Annotated in this window: 15 protein-coding genes and 1 pseudogene; 4 read left to right on the plus strand and 12 right to left on the minus strand. The window is 71.9% G+C overall.

The window, feature by feature from the left end; genetic code table 11:
- Positions 1 to 190: 190 nt before the first annotated feature.
- The gene (locus tag F603_RS0112890) at positions 191 to 1,399 is read left to right on the plus strand and encodes a Gfo/Idh/MocA family protein (RefSeq protein WP_019546418.1); all 1,209 of its coding nucleotides are present in this window, start codon (positions 191 to 193) and stop codon (positions 1,397 to 1,399) included.
- A 4-nt stretch (positions 1,400 to 1,403) separates the two neighbouring features.
- Here the strand turns inward: F603_RS0112890 and F603_RS0112895 are convergent, their stop codons facing one another.
- From F603_RS0112895 to F603_RS32025, 3 genes and pseudogenes are all read right to left on the minus strand, one after another.
- Positions 1,404 to 2,258: an SAM-dependent methyltransferase gene (locus tag F603_RS0112895; protein WP_019546419.1), complete on the minus strand. Its 855-nt coding sequence runs from the start codon at positions 2,256 to 2,258 to the stop codon at positions 1,404 to 1,406.
- 122 nt (positions 2,259 to 2,380) lie between these two features.
- Positions 2,381 to 2,617: a DUF397 domain-containing protein gene (locus F603_RS0112900; RefSeq protein ID WP_016909386.1), complete on the minus strand. Its 237-nt coding sequence runs from the start codon at positions 2,615 to 2,617 to the stop codon at positions 2,381 to 2,383.
- Positions 2,617 to 3,481: pseudogene (locus F603_RS32025) on the minus strand (helix-turn-helix domain-containing protein). Before F603_RS32025 ends, F603_RS0112900 begins: the two are co-directional and overlap by 1 nt.
- Before the next feature lie 227 nt (positions 3,482 to 3,708).
- Between F603_RS32025 and F603_RS0112910 the strand changes: the two are divergent.
- Together F603_RS0112910 and F603_RS0112915 are read left to right on the plus strand one after the other, a co-directional pair.
- A complete protein-coding gene (locus F603_RS0112910; protein WP_019546422.1) occupies positions 3,709 to 4,194 on the plus strand; it encodes an ATP-binding protein in 486 nt (161 codons plus the stop codon).
- Positions 4,195 to 4,285: 91 nt separating this feature from the next.
- On the plus strand, positions 4,286 to 4,723 hold the full coding sequence (locus F603_RS0112915; RefSeq protein ID WP_019546423.1) for a hypothetical protein: 438 nt from the start codon (positions 4,286 to 4,288) through the stop codon (positions 4,721 to 4,723).
- 190 nt (positions 4,724 to 4,913) lie between these two features.
- Here F603_RS0112915 and F603_RS0112920 read toward each other — a convergent pair whose 3' ends face one another.
- From F603_RS0112920 to F603_RS0112935, 4 genes are all read right to left on the minus strand, one after another.
- Entirely contained in the window at positions 4,914 to 5,657 is a 744-nt protein-coding gene (locus F603_RS0112920) for a VOC family protein (RefSeq protein ID WP_019546424.1), read from the minus strand.
- 80 nt (positions 5,658 to 5,737) lie between these two features.
- Positions 5,738 to 7,654 (minus strand): ABC transporter permease, encoded by a 1,917-nt coding sequence (locus tag F603_RS0112925; RefSeq protein ID WP_019546425.1) that lies wholly within the window; start codon positions 7,652 to 7,654, stop codon positions 5,738 to 5,740.
- Positions 7,655 to 7,697: 43 nt separating this feature from the next.
- Positions 7,698 to 8,480 (minus strand): molybdate ABC transporter substrate-binding protein, encoded by a 783-nt coding sequence (gene modA / locus F603_RS0112930; RefSeq protein ID WP_019546426.1) that lies wholly within the window; start codon positions 8,478 to 8,480, stop codon positions 7,698 to 7,700.
- Between the two features lie 101 nt (positions 8,481 to 8,581).
- Positions 8,582 to 8,971: a TOBE domain-containing protein gene (locus F603_RS0112935; protein WP_019546427.1), complete on the minus strand. Its 390-nt coding sequence runs from the start codon at positions 8,969 to 8,971 to the stop codon at positions 8,582 to 8,584.
- A gap of 309 nt (positions 8,972 to 9,280) precedes the next feature.
- Here F603_RS0112935 and F603_RS0112940 point away from each other — a divergent pair, with 309 nt between their 5' ends.
- Complete coding sequence (locus F603_RS0112940; protein ID WP_019546428.1) at positions 9,281 to 9,784, plus strand: hypothetical protein; 504 nt, start codon at positions 9,281 to 9,283, stop codon at positions 9,782 to 9,784.
- A 131-nt stretch (positions 9,785 to 9,915) separates the two neighbouring features.
- On the opposite strand, the gene F603_RS0112945 is transcribed toward F603_RS0112940, so the two are convergent.
- From F603_RS0112945 to paaI, 5 genes are all read right to left on the minus strand, one after another.
- Positions 9,916 to 11,574 (minus strand): adenosine deaminase family protein, encoded by a 1,659-nt coding sequence (locus F603_RS0112945; RefSeq protein ID WP_019546429.1) that lies wholly within the window; start codon positions 11,572 to 11,574, stop codon positions 9,916 to 9,918.
- A gap of 208 nt (positions 11,575 to 11,782) precedes the next feature.
- Positions 11,783 to 12,016 (minus strand): hypothetical protein, encoded by a 234-nt coding sequence (locus F603_RS0112950; RefSeq protein ID WP_019546430.1) that lies wholly within the window; start codon positions 12,014 to 12,016, stop codon positions 11,783 to 11,785.
- A gap of 3 nt (positions 12,017 to 12,019) precedes the next feature.
- On the minus strand, positions 12,020 to 12,760 hold the full coding sequence (locus F603_RS0112955; protein WP_019546431.1) for a TNT domain-containing protein: 741 nt from the start codon (positions 12,758 to 12,760) through the stop codon (positions 12,020 to 12,022).
- 609 nt (positions 12,761 to 13,369) lie between these two features.
- Positions 13,370 to 14,722, minus strand: a complete 1,353-nt coding sequence (gene paaK / locus F603_RS0112960) for a phenylacetate--CoA ligase PaaK (protein ID WP_019546432.1) — start codon at positions 14,720 to 14,722, stop codon at positions 13,370 to 13,372.
- On the minus strand, positions 14,719 to 15,129 hold the full coding sequence (gene paaI / locus F603_RS0112965) for a hydroxyphenylacetyl-CoA thioesterase PaaI (RefSeq protein WP_019546433.1): 411 nt from the start codon (positions 15,127 to 15,129) through the stop codon (positions 14,719 to 14,721). Before paaI ends, paaK begins: the two co-directional genes overlap by 4 nt.
- Positions 15,130 to 15,136 lie beyond the last annotated feature (7 nt).

A 15,136-nucleotide genomic window follows, 5' to 3' on the forward strand; every position in this document is an offset into this window, starting at 1 on the left:
GGCGGGCAACTCCCGTACGGGCCGGCGGCGTTGGTCACGCCACGGTGAGCACGTACGCACGTCGTCGGGCGGGGCGCGTCCCGAGCCGATCGGACTCCCAGCGGCCACCCCTTGATCAACAATCCCCGGCTGACGCACCCTGGAGAGCCAGTCAGGCCCCGACGCGGGCCGGAGCAGGAAGGACCGCCGCATGCCGCACCCTGCCGCCTCGCCCTCCCCCTCCGACTCCTCAGCGGGGCCGCGCCGCCCCCGGCTGCGCGTGGCCGTCGCCGGACTCGGCGCCGTCGCGCGCACCGCGCACCTGCCGCTGCTGGAGCGCCGGCGGGACCTCTTCCAGGTCTCCGCGCTCTGCGACCTCTCCCGGAGCGCGCTCGACGACGTCGGCACCCGCCACGGCGTACCACCCGGCAAGCGCCACACCTCGCTCGCCCAACTCCTCGCCGCCGGAGGCTTCGATGCGCTGATCCTGCTCACCTCCGGCTCGCACGGCGCGGACGCCGCATCGGCGCTGCGGGCCGGGTACCCGGTGCTCTGCGAGAAGCCCCTCGCCTTCACCAGGGCCGAAGTGCGCGAGGTCGCCTCCGCCGAGCGGGCGGCAGGGGAAGGGCCCCGGCTCATGGTGGGCTACATGAAGCAGTACGACCCGGCGGCCGTGCGCCTGAACGAGGTGCTCAAGGACGCGGGCGGTCCCGGCGCCGTGCGCTCGGTCGAGGTGTGCGTCCTGCACCCCACGAGCGGCGCCCAGTTGGCGTTCGCACGGCTGCCGCGCACCGGCGGAGACGTCCCCGACGGCGAGTTGGACGCGCTCCGCAGCCGGGACGACTCGCTCGTCGAGGAGGCGCTCGGCCCCCTGGCGTCCGAGCGGATGCGTGCCCTCTACGCCATCGTCAACTCCTCGGTCTGCCACGAGCTTTCGTTGCTCCGGCAGATCGACGGCCCCCCTGAGGGCGTCGACTTCGCCGCCACCTGGGCCGACGAGGGCGAGGCCACCGGCTCACTCGCGCTCGACGGCCGCCTCCCCAGCGGCGGACGGTACGCGGTGCGCTGGCACTTCCTCCCCGAGCACGCCGCCTACCGCGAGACCGTCCGCGTCCATCACGAGCAGGGCTCGCTCGAACTCGCCTTCCCCAGCCCGTACTTGATGAACGCGCCGACGGTGCTGACGGAGACCTCCGCGGTGGGTGGCGGGGAGCACCGAGCCGAGTTCCGCTCCGTCGCGGAGGCGTTCGAGGAAGAGTTGGTCGCCTTCCATGCGATGGCCGTCGACGGGGTACCGCCGCGCACCGGAGCCGAGGGGGCCGCGGCCGACGTCGCCACGGCGCAGCAGGCCGTCGCCGCGCTCGCCGCCCGGGAGGGGGCGCCCTGCGGCGGGGAGGCCGGCCACTACCTGCGGAGGTGACGGGTCAGAGCTTGCGCGCGACGCCGACGTAGCCGTGCTCCGCGACCTTCTCCGTCCCGGCCGGTTCCCCCAACTCGGGGCGCCAGGATGCCGGATCGGAGACGAGCCCGGGTTCCACGAGCTCCGTCCCGGCGAAGAAGCGGAGGATTTCGGCGCGGCTGCGCAGAGCGAGGCGGATGCCGCCCTCGCCGTAGTGGTCCCGCGCGCGCTCGGCGCCCTCGGGGGCGAAGTCGCCGGTTCCGTGGGAGAGGACTAGGAGGCTGCCGGGCGCGAGGGCCTCGCGGTACCTGGCGACGAGTTCGTGGGCGCCGTCCTCGTCGGGGACGAAGTGGAGGCAGGCGAGGAGGGAGAGCGCCACGGGTTGGGAGAAGTCGAGGAACTCCCGCGCCTGGGAGAGGATCAGCCCCGGCTCCCTGACGTCGGCCTGGAGGTACTCGGTGACGCCCTCGGGGCTGCTCCGCAGGAGCGTCGCGGCGTGCGCGAGGACGATGGGGTCGTTGTCCGCGTAGACGACGCGGCTCGCCGGCTCGGCACGCTGGGCGATCTGGTGGAGGTTGGGCTCGGTCGGGATGCCGGTGCCGAGGTCGAGGAACTGGTGCGCCCCGTTGCCGACGGCCCAGCGGACGGCGCGGTGCATGAAGGCGCGGTTGAGCCGGACGCTGGAGACGACCCGGGGATCGATCGCGACCATGCGGCGTGCGAGTTCCTCGTCGGCCGGGTGGTTGCTGCGGCCGCCGAGGAGCCAGTCGTAGACGCGCGCGGGGTGCGGGCGGCTGGTGTCGATGGTGTAGTCGGCGGCTGTGGGGCGGTCCTCACGCTGCGCGGCCGCGGGGTCGTCGCGCCCGTCCTGTGCGGTCATGCATCGCTCCGGTGGTGTGCTCCCCGCAGGGGGCGGGGTCTGGAGAGCTCATGGGGTAGGTGGCCGCGAGGTGCGGTCGCAGGTCCGGGCGCCCGGGAGGCAGCCGGACGCCCGGGGGCGCTTCAGGAGATCAGGAAGTCCGCCTCACCGGACTTGGCTCCCTGGAGAAAGGCAGTGATCTCACCGTGGGTGTAGATCAGGGCGGGGCCTTCGGGATCGGTTGACTGGCGCAGGGCGACGCGGCCGTCGTGCAGCTTCATAGCCTCCACGCAGTTGCCGCCGTTGCCGCCGCTCCACGGCTTGCGCCAGCCCTCGTTGCCGAGGTCGCGGGCGCACATGCCGTTGTATATGCCGTCCATTAGAGCTCCTTGCGGAAATCCTCCAGGATTTCCCTTGTGCGTCGTGCTGTTGCAGCCTGGGTCGACATGCGGTCCAGGACTTCCAGGTGGGATGCGACTTCGGAGCGCTCCTCCAGGTAGACGGCACCGGTCAGGTACTCCACGTACACCATGTCGGGGAGTTCGGGCAGTTCGAAGCGGAAGAGGACGAACGGCCCGTACGTCCCGGGGTGGTGCCCCGCTTCGAACTCGGCTATCTGCAACGTGACCCGGGGGTTCTCCGTGGCCTCCAGCAGGCGCTCGACCTGGGCGGCCATCACCCCGGGGCCGCCCGCAGGGCGGCGCAGCACGGTCTCGTCCATCAGCACCCACAGCCGGGGCCCTTCGTCGGCGGCGAGGAGGTTCTGCCGCTCCATACGGAGGGGCCACGTACCGTTCGATGTCGTCCGGCTTCGTCTGGCCGACGGCTCCGCTGCGCAGCACGGCGCGGGCGTAGTCCTCGGTCTGGAGCAGACCGGGGACGAAGTGCGGTTCGTAGGCGCGGAGCAGGCTCGCCGCACCCTCCAGGCTGACGTGGACGCTGAACCAGCCGGGGAGCACGTCGTGGAACCGCTGCCACCAGCCCGGTCGGTTCGCCTCCTGGGTGAGGCTGACGAACCCCTCGATGTCGGCGGGGTCTTGGACGCCGTACGTCTCCAGAAGCGCCTTGACATACGGAATCTTGAGCGAGACTTCCGCCGTCTCCATGCGCCGCACGGTCGCCGGGGCCACGTGGAGCACCCGGGCGGCGTCCTCCCGCTTCAGCCCGGCGCGCTCGCGTAGCTGCTGAAGCCTTTTACCGAGGACGAGTTGGCCGACCGTAGGGGCGGACCTGGGCTCACTCACCCGGGACCTCCCGCGGCGCTTGCGTCGTGCTCATGTCGGCAGTGTGCCACGTGGCTCAGAGAACCGAACACCCTGCACCTGTAACTCTGAAAATTTCACAGTGGGTCTTGCCAACTGAACCTGACCGCAGGGATAGTGACGTGGTGCGGACGGCCCCCACCGTCTCCACTGCGGTGCGGTCCGAGCCCGCTCCGCCCCCGGCACTCCCACCGTTAGGACCTGCGGCCGTGGCACCCGGTTACACCATGCTTCCCCACTCCGGCAGCACCGCCGTGCCGGCCGGCCAGCAGGCCGACATGCACGCGGAGCAGCGCCGTGAGGCGTTCGAACTCCCCTCCTGTGCCTCCTCCGTCGCCGAGGCGCGGCACCGTACGTTAAGTCGCCTCGCGGCGTGGTCCGTCCAGGAGGAGACGAGGGACAACGCCGCGCTCATACTCTCCGAGCTCTTCACCAACGCCGTTGTGCACAGTGCCTGTTCGACCGTGCTCTGCGAACTCGTCGACGACCGGCAGCGGCAGCGGCTCCAGGTGCGGGTCTGCGGCGGGCAGGGCTGCGGCGCGCCCGAACCGGGACGCCTCGCGCCGGAGGAGGAGCACGGACGCGGGTTGATGCTCGTCGAGGCGCTCAGCACGGCGTGGGGGATAGAGGACGGCGGCCAGGAACGTGGGTGGTCGGTGTGGGCCCACCTGACACGCCCCGGGGACCGCCCGTGAAGCGCCCAGCTCTCCGCACGGGAGGCCCGGCGGCAGCCGCCGCGTCGCCCGCGCATCCCGTCAACCGCCCTCCGGCAGAAGCACGTTGTCGATGAACACACTTCCGCTCGACCTGCTCGCCCGGCTCTCCAAAGAGCGCGCAAGCCGCTGCGCCCGCGCCGGCACCGAACCCGCGCCGCTGCGCCTACCGGTCCCGCAGGGCCTCAACGCCCCGCTCGGTCACGACGCCGTCGGCGTCGACGCCGTCTACGGCGAACGCATCAGGCGCAGCCTCCCGCGCGTCGGATGCATCTACGCCCAACGCAGCACGTGGTGGTGGCTCGTCCCCGCACAGGCCGAGATAGGCCTCGACTGGCGGCCCGTCGCCGACTACTCGGTCGGCGCGCTCATCGCCCCCGAGCGCGGCGACGGCGACCTTCCGCGGCTGCTCCACCTGCCGAAGGACACCGTCCCCTACACCCACCCGCTGCTGCTCTACATCGCCGCGTGCCGCGCGGTCGGCGTCGAGCCGGTGTGGTCGAAGCCGTAGGCGGTCGACACGGCGGGTCCGGCGGAGGGTTCGAACCGCGAGCGGCCGGCCGTGTACCCGTCCCGGGGATGCCGCCCGCTCCGTGCCGACGCGTGCCCGAGCTCCCCGGCCGCCGGGCTGTGACGCGCGCTTCGAGCGCGGAGTTGAGGGCACGCGGAGCACTGGCGTACCGGATCGGCGGGGCTGTGCGTCAGGCCGGAGAGAGGACGTCGAACTCGTTGCCCTCCGGGTCGGCGAGGCACGTCCACGGCACGTCGTCGCCCTGGCCCAGGTCGACGGCGGTGGCACCGAGAGCCTGCAACCTGGCCGCCTCCGCCGCTCGATCGCCGCCGGGGTACGGCCGGAGATCGAGATGGACGCGGTTCTTCACGGTCTTGGCGTCGGGCGTGCGCACCAGCTTCAGGTAGGGGCCGACGCCCTTGGCAGAGCGCAGCATCGCATGGTCGTCGCTGACCTCGTGCAGCTCCCAGTCCATCGCCTCCTCCCAGAACCGGGCCATGGCCCGCGGATCGGCGCAGTCGGTCACGACCGCGGCGATCGGCCCGGTGTCGCGGTAGAGCTCACGGGGCTCCGCCACACAGAACTCGTTGCCTTCCGGGTCGGCCAGCACCGTCCACGGGACGTCGCCCTGGCCGATGTCGACGGGCGTGGCGCCGAGTTGCCTCAGGCGGGCGACCACCTCTGCGCCATGGGCCGCAGAGGTGGTGGCGAGGTCGATGTGCACACGGTTCTTCACTGTCTTGGGTTCCGGAACGGTGATGACGTCGATGCAGACGGCGGCGGGATCGGGGTAGACGAAGCCCTCGGGTTCGAGGTTGGTCACCACACCCGGTTCCTCGACCTCGGCGCCCCAGCCGAGCGCCTCCGCCCAGAACCGGCCGAGCGCGGCATCGTTCCGAGCATCCATCGCGATCTGAACCAGCCGTGTCGTCATTCCGCCGACCTTATACAGCCCGCGACGGGACAACGACCGAATACTCCGCGACCGGGCGAACATCGGCCGACCGGCAGGGCTCACAGCTCCACGAGTCGGACCTCGGTCGCCTTCACCGCGGCGTACACCCGTACTCCGTCGCCGAGTTCGAGCTCCGCCGCCGCCTGCGGTGTCACCTCGGCGACGACGTCCGGCCCCCTGTCGGTGGCGACGAGCACGCGGAGTCTGCTGCCCGCCGCGGTGACTTCCCGTACGGTGCCGGCCCAGACGTTCCGCGGGCTGCCGCCGGGCCGCGTTCGGTGGAGCGAAACGGCTTCGGGCCCCACGACGGCGAGCGCCCGCCCGCCTTCCGGCAGCGGTTCGGAGGCCGACAGGCATGCGCCGCCGGCCAGTTCCACGCCCTGCGGGGTGGTCGCTCCCGGCCACGCGTTGCGGCCGAGCATCCGCGCGACCCAAGGGGAGCGCGGGTGGCGGCTCACCTCGGCGGGCACGTCGTGCTGGACCGGGCGGCCGTCCTCCAGCACCAGGATGCGGTCGGCGAGCGATACGGCCTCCACCGGGTCGTGGGTCACCAGCAGGCAGACGCCGCCGAAACCGCCGAGGTGACGGCGGAGCGTGTGGCGCACGCGCGCTCTCGTCGTCTGGTCGAGCGCGGCGAGCGGCTCGTCGAGGAGGAGGAGCCGCGGGCGCGACGCGAGGGCGCGCGCCAGTGCGACGCGCTGCGCCTGCCCGCCCGAGAGCTGCGCCGGCTTCCGCGCCGCCAAGTGCCCGACACCGAGCTGCTGGAGCCAGCCGTACGCCTCCTCGTGAGCGTCGCGCCGGCGCACGCCTTGAGCCCGCAAGCCGTACGCGGTGTTGGCGAGCGCCGACTGATGCGGAAAGAGCGCACCGTCCTGCGGCACCCACGCGATCCCCCGCCGGTGCGGAGGCGCGTCGCCCACCTCGTCCGGGCCGAGGCCGATCCGGGCGCGGGAGCGTGTGGTGAGCCCCAGGAGTGCGCGGAGCAGCGTCGTCTTGCCGGCCCCGTTGGGCCCGACGACGGCGACCGTCGTACCGGGCGCGACGTCCAACGCCACCTCGGTGAACCCCGTCACGTCCGCCCGGAAGGGCCAACTCCGCCCAGACCCGGCGGACTTCTCGGGTAGCGCCTCGTCCGGTACGTCCTCCTCCGCGCCCTCCGTCGCGGCACGCAGCCTCCTGTCGCCGCCCGCCCCCTGGAGCCACCGTCCTCGCAGCAGCACGAGCACCGCCATGGCGACCACGAGCAGCAGCAGCGAGACGGAGGTCGCCGCCTCCGGGTCCTCCTGGAGGAGCAGGTAGACGCGGAGCGGCAGGGTCTGCGTCGTCTCGGGGAGGTTCCCCGCGAAGGTGATCGTCGCGCCGAACTCCCCCAGCGCGCGCGCCCAGGTGAGAGCGGCGCCCGCAGCGAGCCCCGGCGCGACCATGGGGAGCGTGACGGTGGCGAAGACCCGTACGGGCGAGGCGCCGAGCGAAGCGGCCGTCTCCTCGTAGCGCGGGCTCAGCCCGTTCAGCGCGCCCTCCAGACTGATCACGAGGAACGGCATCGAGACGAAGGTCGCGGCCACCACCGCGCCCGAGGTATGGAACGGCAGCACCACCCCGAACGTCTCCTCCAGCAGCGGCCCGACGAGCCCGCGCCGCCCGAACCCCAGCAGCAGCGCCACTCCCCCGACGGTCGGGGGCAGCACCATCGGCAGCAGTACGAGCGACCGCACCAGCGCCTTGCCGCGGAACTCGACACGGGCCAGCAGCCACGCCAGCGGCACACCGAGCACCAGCGAGAGGCCCAGCGCCCAGGCGGAGACGACGACGGAGAGCCGCAGCGCCTCCAGGGACTCCGCACTCGTCAGGTGCTCGGCGAGCCGGGACCAGTGGGTGCGCGCGAGGATGCCGAGAAGCGGAAGGAGCAGGAAGACGACGGCGAGCGCGGCGGGGAGCACCAGCGTGAAGGGCGTACGCGCCAGGAAGCGCCTCATGCGGAGCGGCCCCCTCGGGCCATCGGGCGTGCTGGTATCGGTGTCACGGCTTCTGGAAGCCCGCTTCCCGCAGCAGCCCCTGCGCCTTCGCGCCGCCCAACCACTTCACGAACTCCTGTGCTTCGGCCTTGTGTTGCGGCTTGTCGAGCACGGCGGCCGGGTAGTCGGCGACGGCGTTCTCCTCGTCGGGGATCTCGATCGCGGAGACCTTCTCCGGTACCGTCGCCGCGTCCGTCTTGTAGACGATGCCCGCGTCGGCCTCGCCGAGGCGGACCTTGCTGAGAACGGCGCGGACGTCCGACTCCTGCGAGACCGGCTTCACTTGGAGGTCCTGCGCGTCGAGGACCTCCCGGCTGTACCGGCCGACGGGCACCTCGGGGGCGGCGAGCACCACCTTGAGCCGCTCCTCGGCGAGGTCGCCCAGCTCCCCGACATCCTGCGGGTTGCCCTTGCGTACGGCGATCACCAGGCGGTTCTTCGCGATGACGGAGGGCTTCGCCGTCTCGTCCTCCAGCCCCTCCATCGTCTCGGTGTCGGCGGTCACCACGACGTCGGCCGGTGCGCCCTGTTTCACCTGGGAGGCCAGCTCCTGGGAGCCGGCGAAGGAGAACCGCACCTTCCAGCCCGGGTGGGCCTTCTCGTACACGGCGCCGGCCTCCTTGAAGACGTCGGTGAGGGAGGCGGCGGCGAGCACGGTGAGGGTCCCGCCCCCGGAGGAGGCGGAGTCCGTCTCGTCGTCGCCGCTCCCGCAGGCGGCGAGCGGGGTGAGCAGGGCGGCGGCGGAGAGTGCGACGGTGGTGCGTACGGCACGGCGGGGGGCGGGCATCGGGGCTCCTCCTGGACGAGGCGGTCGGGTACGGACTGGGCGCCGTGGCACGCGACTCGGCGCGGTCCGAGTGCCTCGCGCCGGCGCACGCCCGCGCCGGGTCAGGCGCGGTCGACGTGCACGTTGGTCGCCTTCACGCGGGCGGTGGCCTGCATCCCCACCTCCAGGCCCAGCTCCTCGACCGACTCGCGGGTCACGAGCGACACGAGGCGGTGGGGGCCCGCCTGGATCTCCACCTGGGCGGAGACGTCTCCCAGCCGTACGGCGGTGACGATGCCGGGGAAGGCGTTCCGGACCGAGGTGAAGGACTCCTCCTCGGCGTCGTTCTGCGCCGACTCGGTGGCGAACTCCGCGAGATCCCGCCCGTCGACGACGCGCTTGCCCGCGTCGTCGCGCCGAGTGGCGAGCCTTCCCGCGTCGGCCCAGCGCCGTGCGGTGTCGCTGCTGACGCCGAGCAGCCGCGCGGCCTGGCCGATCGTGTAGGACTGCATGTGCGCCAATCTACGGCGAAAGAGTTCGCATCTGCAAGATTAATAAGGTTAACCCCCTGGCACATGCGTCTCGTCGCACCCGCCTGTCGACCCCTCGCACCGAGCGCCGTCGCCGGGCAATGCCCTCAGCCGCCAAGACCCCGGCCGACCACCGCGATCGGCGACCGCCCCGCGGGAAGGCACGTCGAATTCGCCCCCGCGCAGGGCGAGATACACGGGGAGAGACGGGGTAGACCGTCGGAGGTTATTGTCATGGCTTCGCCACGGGCGGACCCGGTGGTCCGCCCCGAAGACGAGAGGACCCCCCACATGAGAAGACGTCTGGCACTCGGCGCGGCAGGCGCGGTCACCGCTCTCGCACTCGGCCTCGGCGGCACGACGGCGTACGCGGCGCCGGCCCCCGAGTCCCCTGGCACGCTCGCCAAGCTCAGCCACTCGCAGGCGACCTCCAAGTTCGAGGCAGCAGGCATCACCTGGAGCTCCAGCGGTGGCTGCTCCGACCGGAACACCTCGACGTGCACCTCGTTCGACCAGGTCAACTCCGCGACGGTGGACGGCGTGATCACGCTCAAGAGCGCGAGCGGCTGCTCCATCAACCTCACGGGCGGCACGGAGACGGGGCACGCAGACGGCACCTACAGCCACTGGAACGGCTACAAGGTCGACTTCAGCCTGAGCAACTGCCTCGAGAACTACATCACGGGCACCTTCACCTCCATCGGCGGCTCCAAGTGGGAGTCCGGCAGCGGGAACGTCTATTACCGCGAGGGCAACCACTGGGACGTCACGTACCACAACTGCGGCGGCTGCTGAGGCTGCACGGTCGCGGGCACACGCCTGTCCGTCTCGTGCCGTGCACGCGGCACGGCACGAGACGGACCCCGTACAAGCCCGACTCTCAACGCGCGGTTTCCACGCGGCAGTTCACTTTGCGGGCCGCGACCTCAGGAGCGCGCGATCCGCTCCTCGAAGCCGGCGAGCGCCACCTCGTGGTCCCACTGCGCCTTCGCCTTCGGGCTGGAGGCGAGCAGCTCCCGGCAACCGGCCGACGGGGCACCGCCGTTGAGCATGCTGCCGGCGCAGACCCGCGCGGGGCGGTAGTCGTCCCGCGCGCGCCACAGGCTCGCCCCCGGCAGGAACGAGTGCTCCAGGGAGGCGCGCGTCGAGGTGCGCAACTCGCGGTAGGTGAAGCCGTGTTCGACGGCGGCGCGAACGTACTCGTGGGTCAGGTCGATCCGCGAGACACCGGGGTCGTCGGTGGAGAGGACGACGGGCACTCGCGCGTCGAGGTAGCGGCGGATCGGGTGCTCGGCGCCGCAGACGCCGAGGATCTGGCAGTTGCTGGTGAGCGGTGACTCCAGCGCGACGTGGCGCGCGGCCATCCGCTTGAGCAGTTGCCTGTGGTCGTCCTCGTGGACGAGGTCCACACCGTGCCCGATGCGTTCGGCTCCCGCCGTGCGCACCGCGTCGTCGATGTGGAAGCGCAGGTCCTCGGGCTTGACGAGTCCCGGCGTCAACTCGCCCGCATGCAGCGCGACATGGACGCCTGGGTAGTGCTTCCGCAGCGCGCCCACCATGCGCATCTGGAGCCGGTAGTCGCGCAGGGCCACCGGCGAGTCCTCGGCCTGGGCGAGGTTCACGCCGACGAACCTGCCGTCCTGCTTGGCGAGTTCGAAGCCGGCGAGCAGCCGCGCGAAGACGGCCGTCGGTTCCGCGGCCCGCCCGACCTGGACGAGGAAGCGGAGCTGGGTGGCACACGCCCGGTGCGCCTTGGACGTCCCGCAGCCGAGGGTCGAGCGGTACTCGTCGAGCTCGCTGTCGGTGTTCTGCCGGGCCTGGCGCACAAAGGTGTCCATGGCGGGGGCGGCGAGCAACTGCCGGCGCATCGCCTGAAGATCGTCGTTCCAGCGGGCGTGCGAGAGGACGTCCGCGATCGCGGACCCGGCGGGGAAGAACATGGTCTCCAGGTACCGTTGGTTCTCTCCTGCGGCCACCTTCGCCACCTCGGCGAGGAGTTCGCCCCGATGCTCGTGGGTGACGGCGCCGAACTTGTCGAAGGTGGCGAAGAAGTGGTCGTGGCCGCTCTCGTCGAGCTTGCGCTCGGTGGCACCTGCCGAGTTCTGGTACTCCTCCATCGACCACGCGGCGATCGTCGCCCGGCGGAACTCCGCGTCGTCGACGGCGTCCTGAGCGGGACGGGTCCCTTCGCCGCACGGGGCCTTGACGGCCTTGTGGGTGGCGGTCTCGATGCACAGTCCGCGCTTGGCGGCGAGGGCGACGAGCGCCTCGGTCGGGACGGCGCCCGAGAGGTGGTTGTGGAGGTCACCGCCCTTCGGCAGCCCTTCGAGGAACCTGCGCAGTCCGGCCTCGTCGCCCTTGAGGTTTTCAAGTCGGGCCGCCGTTGCGGCGGTTGCGTCGGCGCGCTGCTCCTTGGCCTTCTCCTCGGGCATCGGCACGAACCGCCCGGGCGCCGCCGCTGCGGGCACCGAGGCGAGCACGATGCCGGCCGCGGCCAAGGCGCCGGCACGGCGCAGGAGCACGGCCCTGCGGGGCACGGTGGCGGGGCAGGTGGTGGGGCCGGCCGGCGGGCGGCTTCGGGACACGGGACCTCCGAGGGTGGAGAGACGTCGGCCGCCGCGGGCAGGGCACGGTCGGCGGCGAGGGGCCGCGCCTGCCGCCCCGGAGGGCAGAGGCGCCGTCGCACATCCTCAACGCACCTGTGTCGTCCGGTCGTTCACCACGCCGCACACCACTCGTTCGAGCGAGCAGGGGCGGGTAACGGCCGTCTCCGGCACTTTCGACGGGCACCCGTCACTTCAGCAGCCTCAGCAAGTGGACGCATGCCTCGTGCTCGGTCCTGTGCCGGGTGACCGGGTGGTGCAGGCCCCGCTCGTAGACGCCCGTCTCCCACCTCCCGTCGTCGCCGCGCCTCAGGTAGAGGAAGTCCGGTGGTGTGGGCGTCGGTTGGTGGACGCCCTCGATGACGTAGTAGCCGTCCGGAACGCCGACGGCGCTGAGGGCGGCGCGCAAGTCCGTGCGATCCACGGTTCAGGGGTTCCCTCCGGATCGATTCACCTCAACGAGGTACCCGTGCTCAAGCAGCCACTTGACGTTGAGCCGCTCGCCCTCCCCCGGGTCGAGGAGGGCGGCGTCGAGCTTGATCTGTTGTCCGCCTCCCGGCTGCTCGAACCACGGGGCGATGCCGCCCTGCCAGACGGCGAAGGACCGCACGACACGATAGACGCGGTAGTCGCAAGGCCGGTTGTCGTCACGGGTGTTGAGGCTCTGCGGGGGCAGCGCCCGCTTCGCGTACGGGTCGCCCGCGGGCGCGAGGAAGCCGCCGAACTCCGAGCCGAAGCGGTCGAGTAGGGCACCCGGGCGCAGCGCCACCCTGTGGCGGTCCACCTCGCCATTGACCTCGGCGAACCCGTCGTTCGGCGGGTACTTCCAGCCGCCGCCGTCGGCCGGGCCCTCCCAGTACTTCCGCAGGAAGTCGGCGGGTGCGAGGCCGCCCGTGCGGTCGTATCCGTCGAGGAGCGGGCCGACGGGGCGCTGCCACGCAGCGGGCAGACGCTCGGGGCCCAGCCGCGCGTCCCCGAGGAAACGGCCGGTGCACAGCCCGTGCGGTACGCCCGCGGGGGCGAGTTGCTGCCCCGCGTGCGTGAGGCGCTGGGGCGGCAGCGGGAGTTGGTCGTCGGCGTGGGCCGCGGGGGCGGCGAGGACCGTGCTCGCGGCCGCCAGAGCGGCGAGCGCGGTGAGTACGGAGCGGACGGGGTGGAAGCGGCTCACGCGGCGGCTCCTTGCGGTAGTGCGTTTTCGACGGACGCACCGTAGTGGATCACACGCCCTGAGTAGTCACGAACGTGCTGCCAGGTCCCGCTTCCTTGCAAGGGCGTTGGGGTTTGCGCGCCGCTCGGGGCCGAGGACCGGCGGGGCATCCGCCGGGAGGGGCGCGGTCGCTGCGGACCGGGCGGCGAACCCACGGCCGGAGCAGGCTGGTTCGCCGCCGGCTGCGGGCACATTCCGACGACGCGCCGTGACACCGTCCGCGGCGAGCACCGAGGCTCGAGGCTTGACGGAGGACCGACCGATCGAGCGGCCCGCCTCACCCACCGTCCGCAACGGCACCCCGTTCACTGAAGGTTGACTCACCGAGCGAGACCCGGAGGTCGCCCACTCACTGCGACGAAGCGAACGCACGTGCCCGTGACCGCGCTCGCGGGAGCACCTCGTCGACGACCCCGCTTCGACGCGCCGAAGGCGTCGGACACGTCTGCCCTGACAAGCCCGCCGCGGACCGACAGCAGCTCCCAACCACCCACTGTGAAGCGGGACTTGTTCAGCCGAACACCCCGCCCCGAACACCCCGGGACGGGGCCGCACGTCACCGCTGCGGGCTCAGCGCCCCTCGCGCTCGTCCACGATGCGCTTGATCTTGCCGACCGACCGCTCCAACGTCTCCGGGTCGACGACGTCCACCTGGACGCTCACCCCTGCACCCTCCTTGACCCCCTTGACTATGGCGGCCGTCGCCGCCTCCCGGTCGGCCGTGGAGGCGTCGCGGCGGGCCTCGACGCGCACCGTGAGGTGGTCCATGCGCCCCCGACTGCTGAGCCGCAGTTGGAAGTGGGGCGCCACGGCCGGGGTCCGCAGGAGTATCTCCTCGACCTGGCTGGGGAAGAGGTTGACGCCGCGCAGGATGATCATGTCGTCGCTGCGCCCCGTGACCTTCTGCACCCTGCGGAAGGGCTTTCGGGCCGTTCCCGGCAGCAGCCGCGTGAGGTCGCGGGTGCGGTAGCGGATCACGGGCATCGCCTGCTTGGTGAGCGAGGTGAAGACCAACTCGCCCTCCTCGCCGTCGGGGAGGGGCTCACCCGTGATCGGGTCGACGACCTCGGGGAAGAAGTGGTCCTCCCAGACGTGGAGTCCGTCCTTGGTCTCCACGCACTCCTGCGCGACACCGGGGCCCGCGAGTTCGGAGAGTCCGTAGATGTCCACGGCGTGGATGTCGAGCCGCTCCTCCATCTCCGCGCGCATGCCCTCCGTCCACGGCTCGGCGCCGAAGATGCCGACCCGCAGCGAGGTGCTCCGCGGGTCGATGCCCTGGCGCTCGAACTCGTCGAGGAGGGTGAGCATGTAGGAGGGGGTGACCATGATGATCTCGGGCTCGAAGTCCGTGATGATCTGCACCTGCCGCGCCGTCATCCCCCCGGACGCCGGGATGACGGTGCAGCCCGCGCGCTCGGCGCCGTAGTGCGCGCCGAGGCCGCCGGTGAAGAGGCCGTAGCCGTACGAGATGTGGACCTTGTGCCCGGGGCGTCCGCCCGCTGCGCGGATCGAGCGGGCCATGACGTCGGCCCAGTCGGAGAGGTCCTTCTCGGTGTAGCCGACGACGGTGGGCACGCCCGTCGTACCGCTGGAGGCGTGGAGCCTGCGGACGTCCTCGCCGGGGACGGCGAACATGCCGAACGGGTAGTTGCTGCGCAGGTCGGCTTTGGTGGTGAAGGGGAAGCGGGCGAGATCGGCGGGGGTGGCGAAGTCCTCGGGGCGCACACCTGCGGCGTCGAACTTCGCGCGGTAGTGGGGGACATGGTCGTAGACACGTCGCAACACGCCGGTGAGTCGCTCGCGTTGGAGGCTTGCGAGCCCCTCGGCGGTCAACCGCTCGCCGTCGTCGAGGAGTTCGGGGGGGAGCGGAGGTCCGGGTGTCCGCTGCACGAGCACCGATTCCCCCGCCTGCGTGCTGCTCATTTCTCCTCCACGCCTCGGAGCGCACGGCTGCGCCCGCGGAACTCCGCGATGACGTCGGCGCCGCGCACAATGCTGACGTCGTAGATGCCACTGCGGCCGTACCTGGTGCGCTCCCTGGCCACCGCCCGCAGCTCGTCCCCCTGCTTGGCCGGCGCGATGAAGTTGATCTCTGCGCCGGAGGCGACGGTCACCGGGCCGTGGCTGTTGCAGGCGCACGCGAACGCGGTGTCCGCCAGAAGGAAGAGGTAGCCGCCGTGGGCGATGCGGTGGCCGTTGACCATCTTCTCCGTGACGGTCATCGTCGCGACGGCGAACCCCTCGTCGGAATCGCCGAGTTCGATGCCGAGGTGCCGGGATGCCGTGTCGGCTTCGAACATCCTGCGGACCGGGTCCGGAACTGCGCCCATGCGGTGT

Source organism: Streptomyces sulphureus DSM 40104, from assembly GCF_000381025.1.
Lineage (GTDB): Bacteria > Actinomycetota > Actinomycetes > Streptomycetales > Streptomycetaceae > Streptomyces > Streptomyces sulphureus.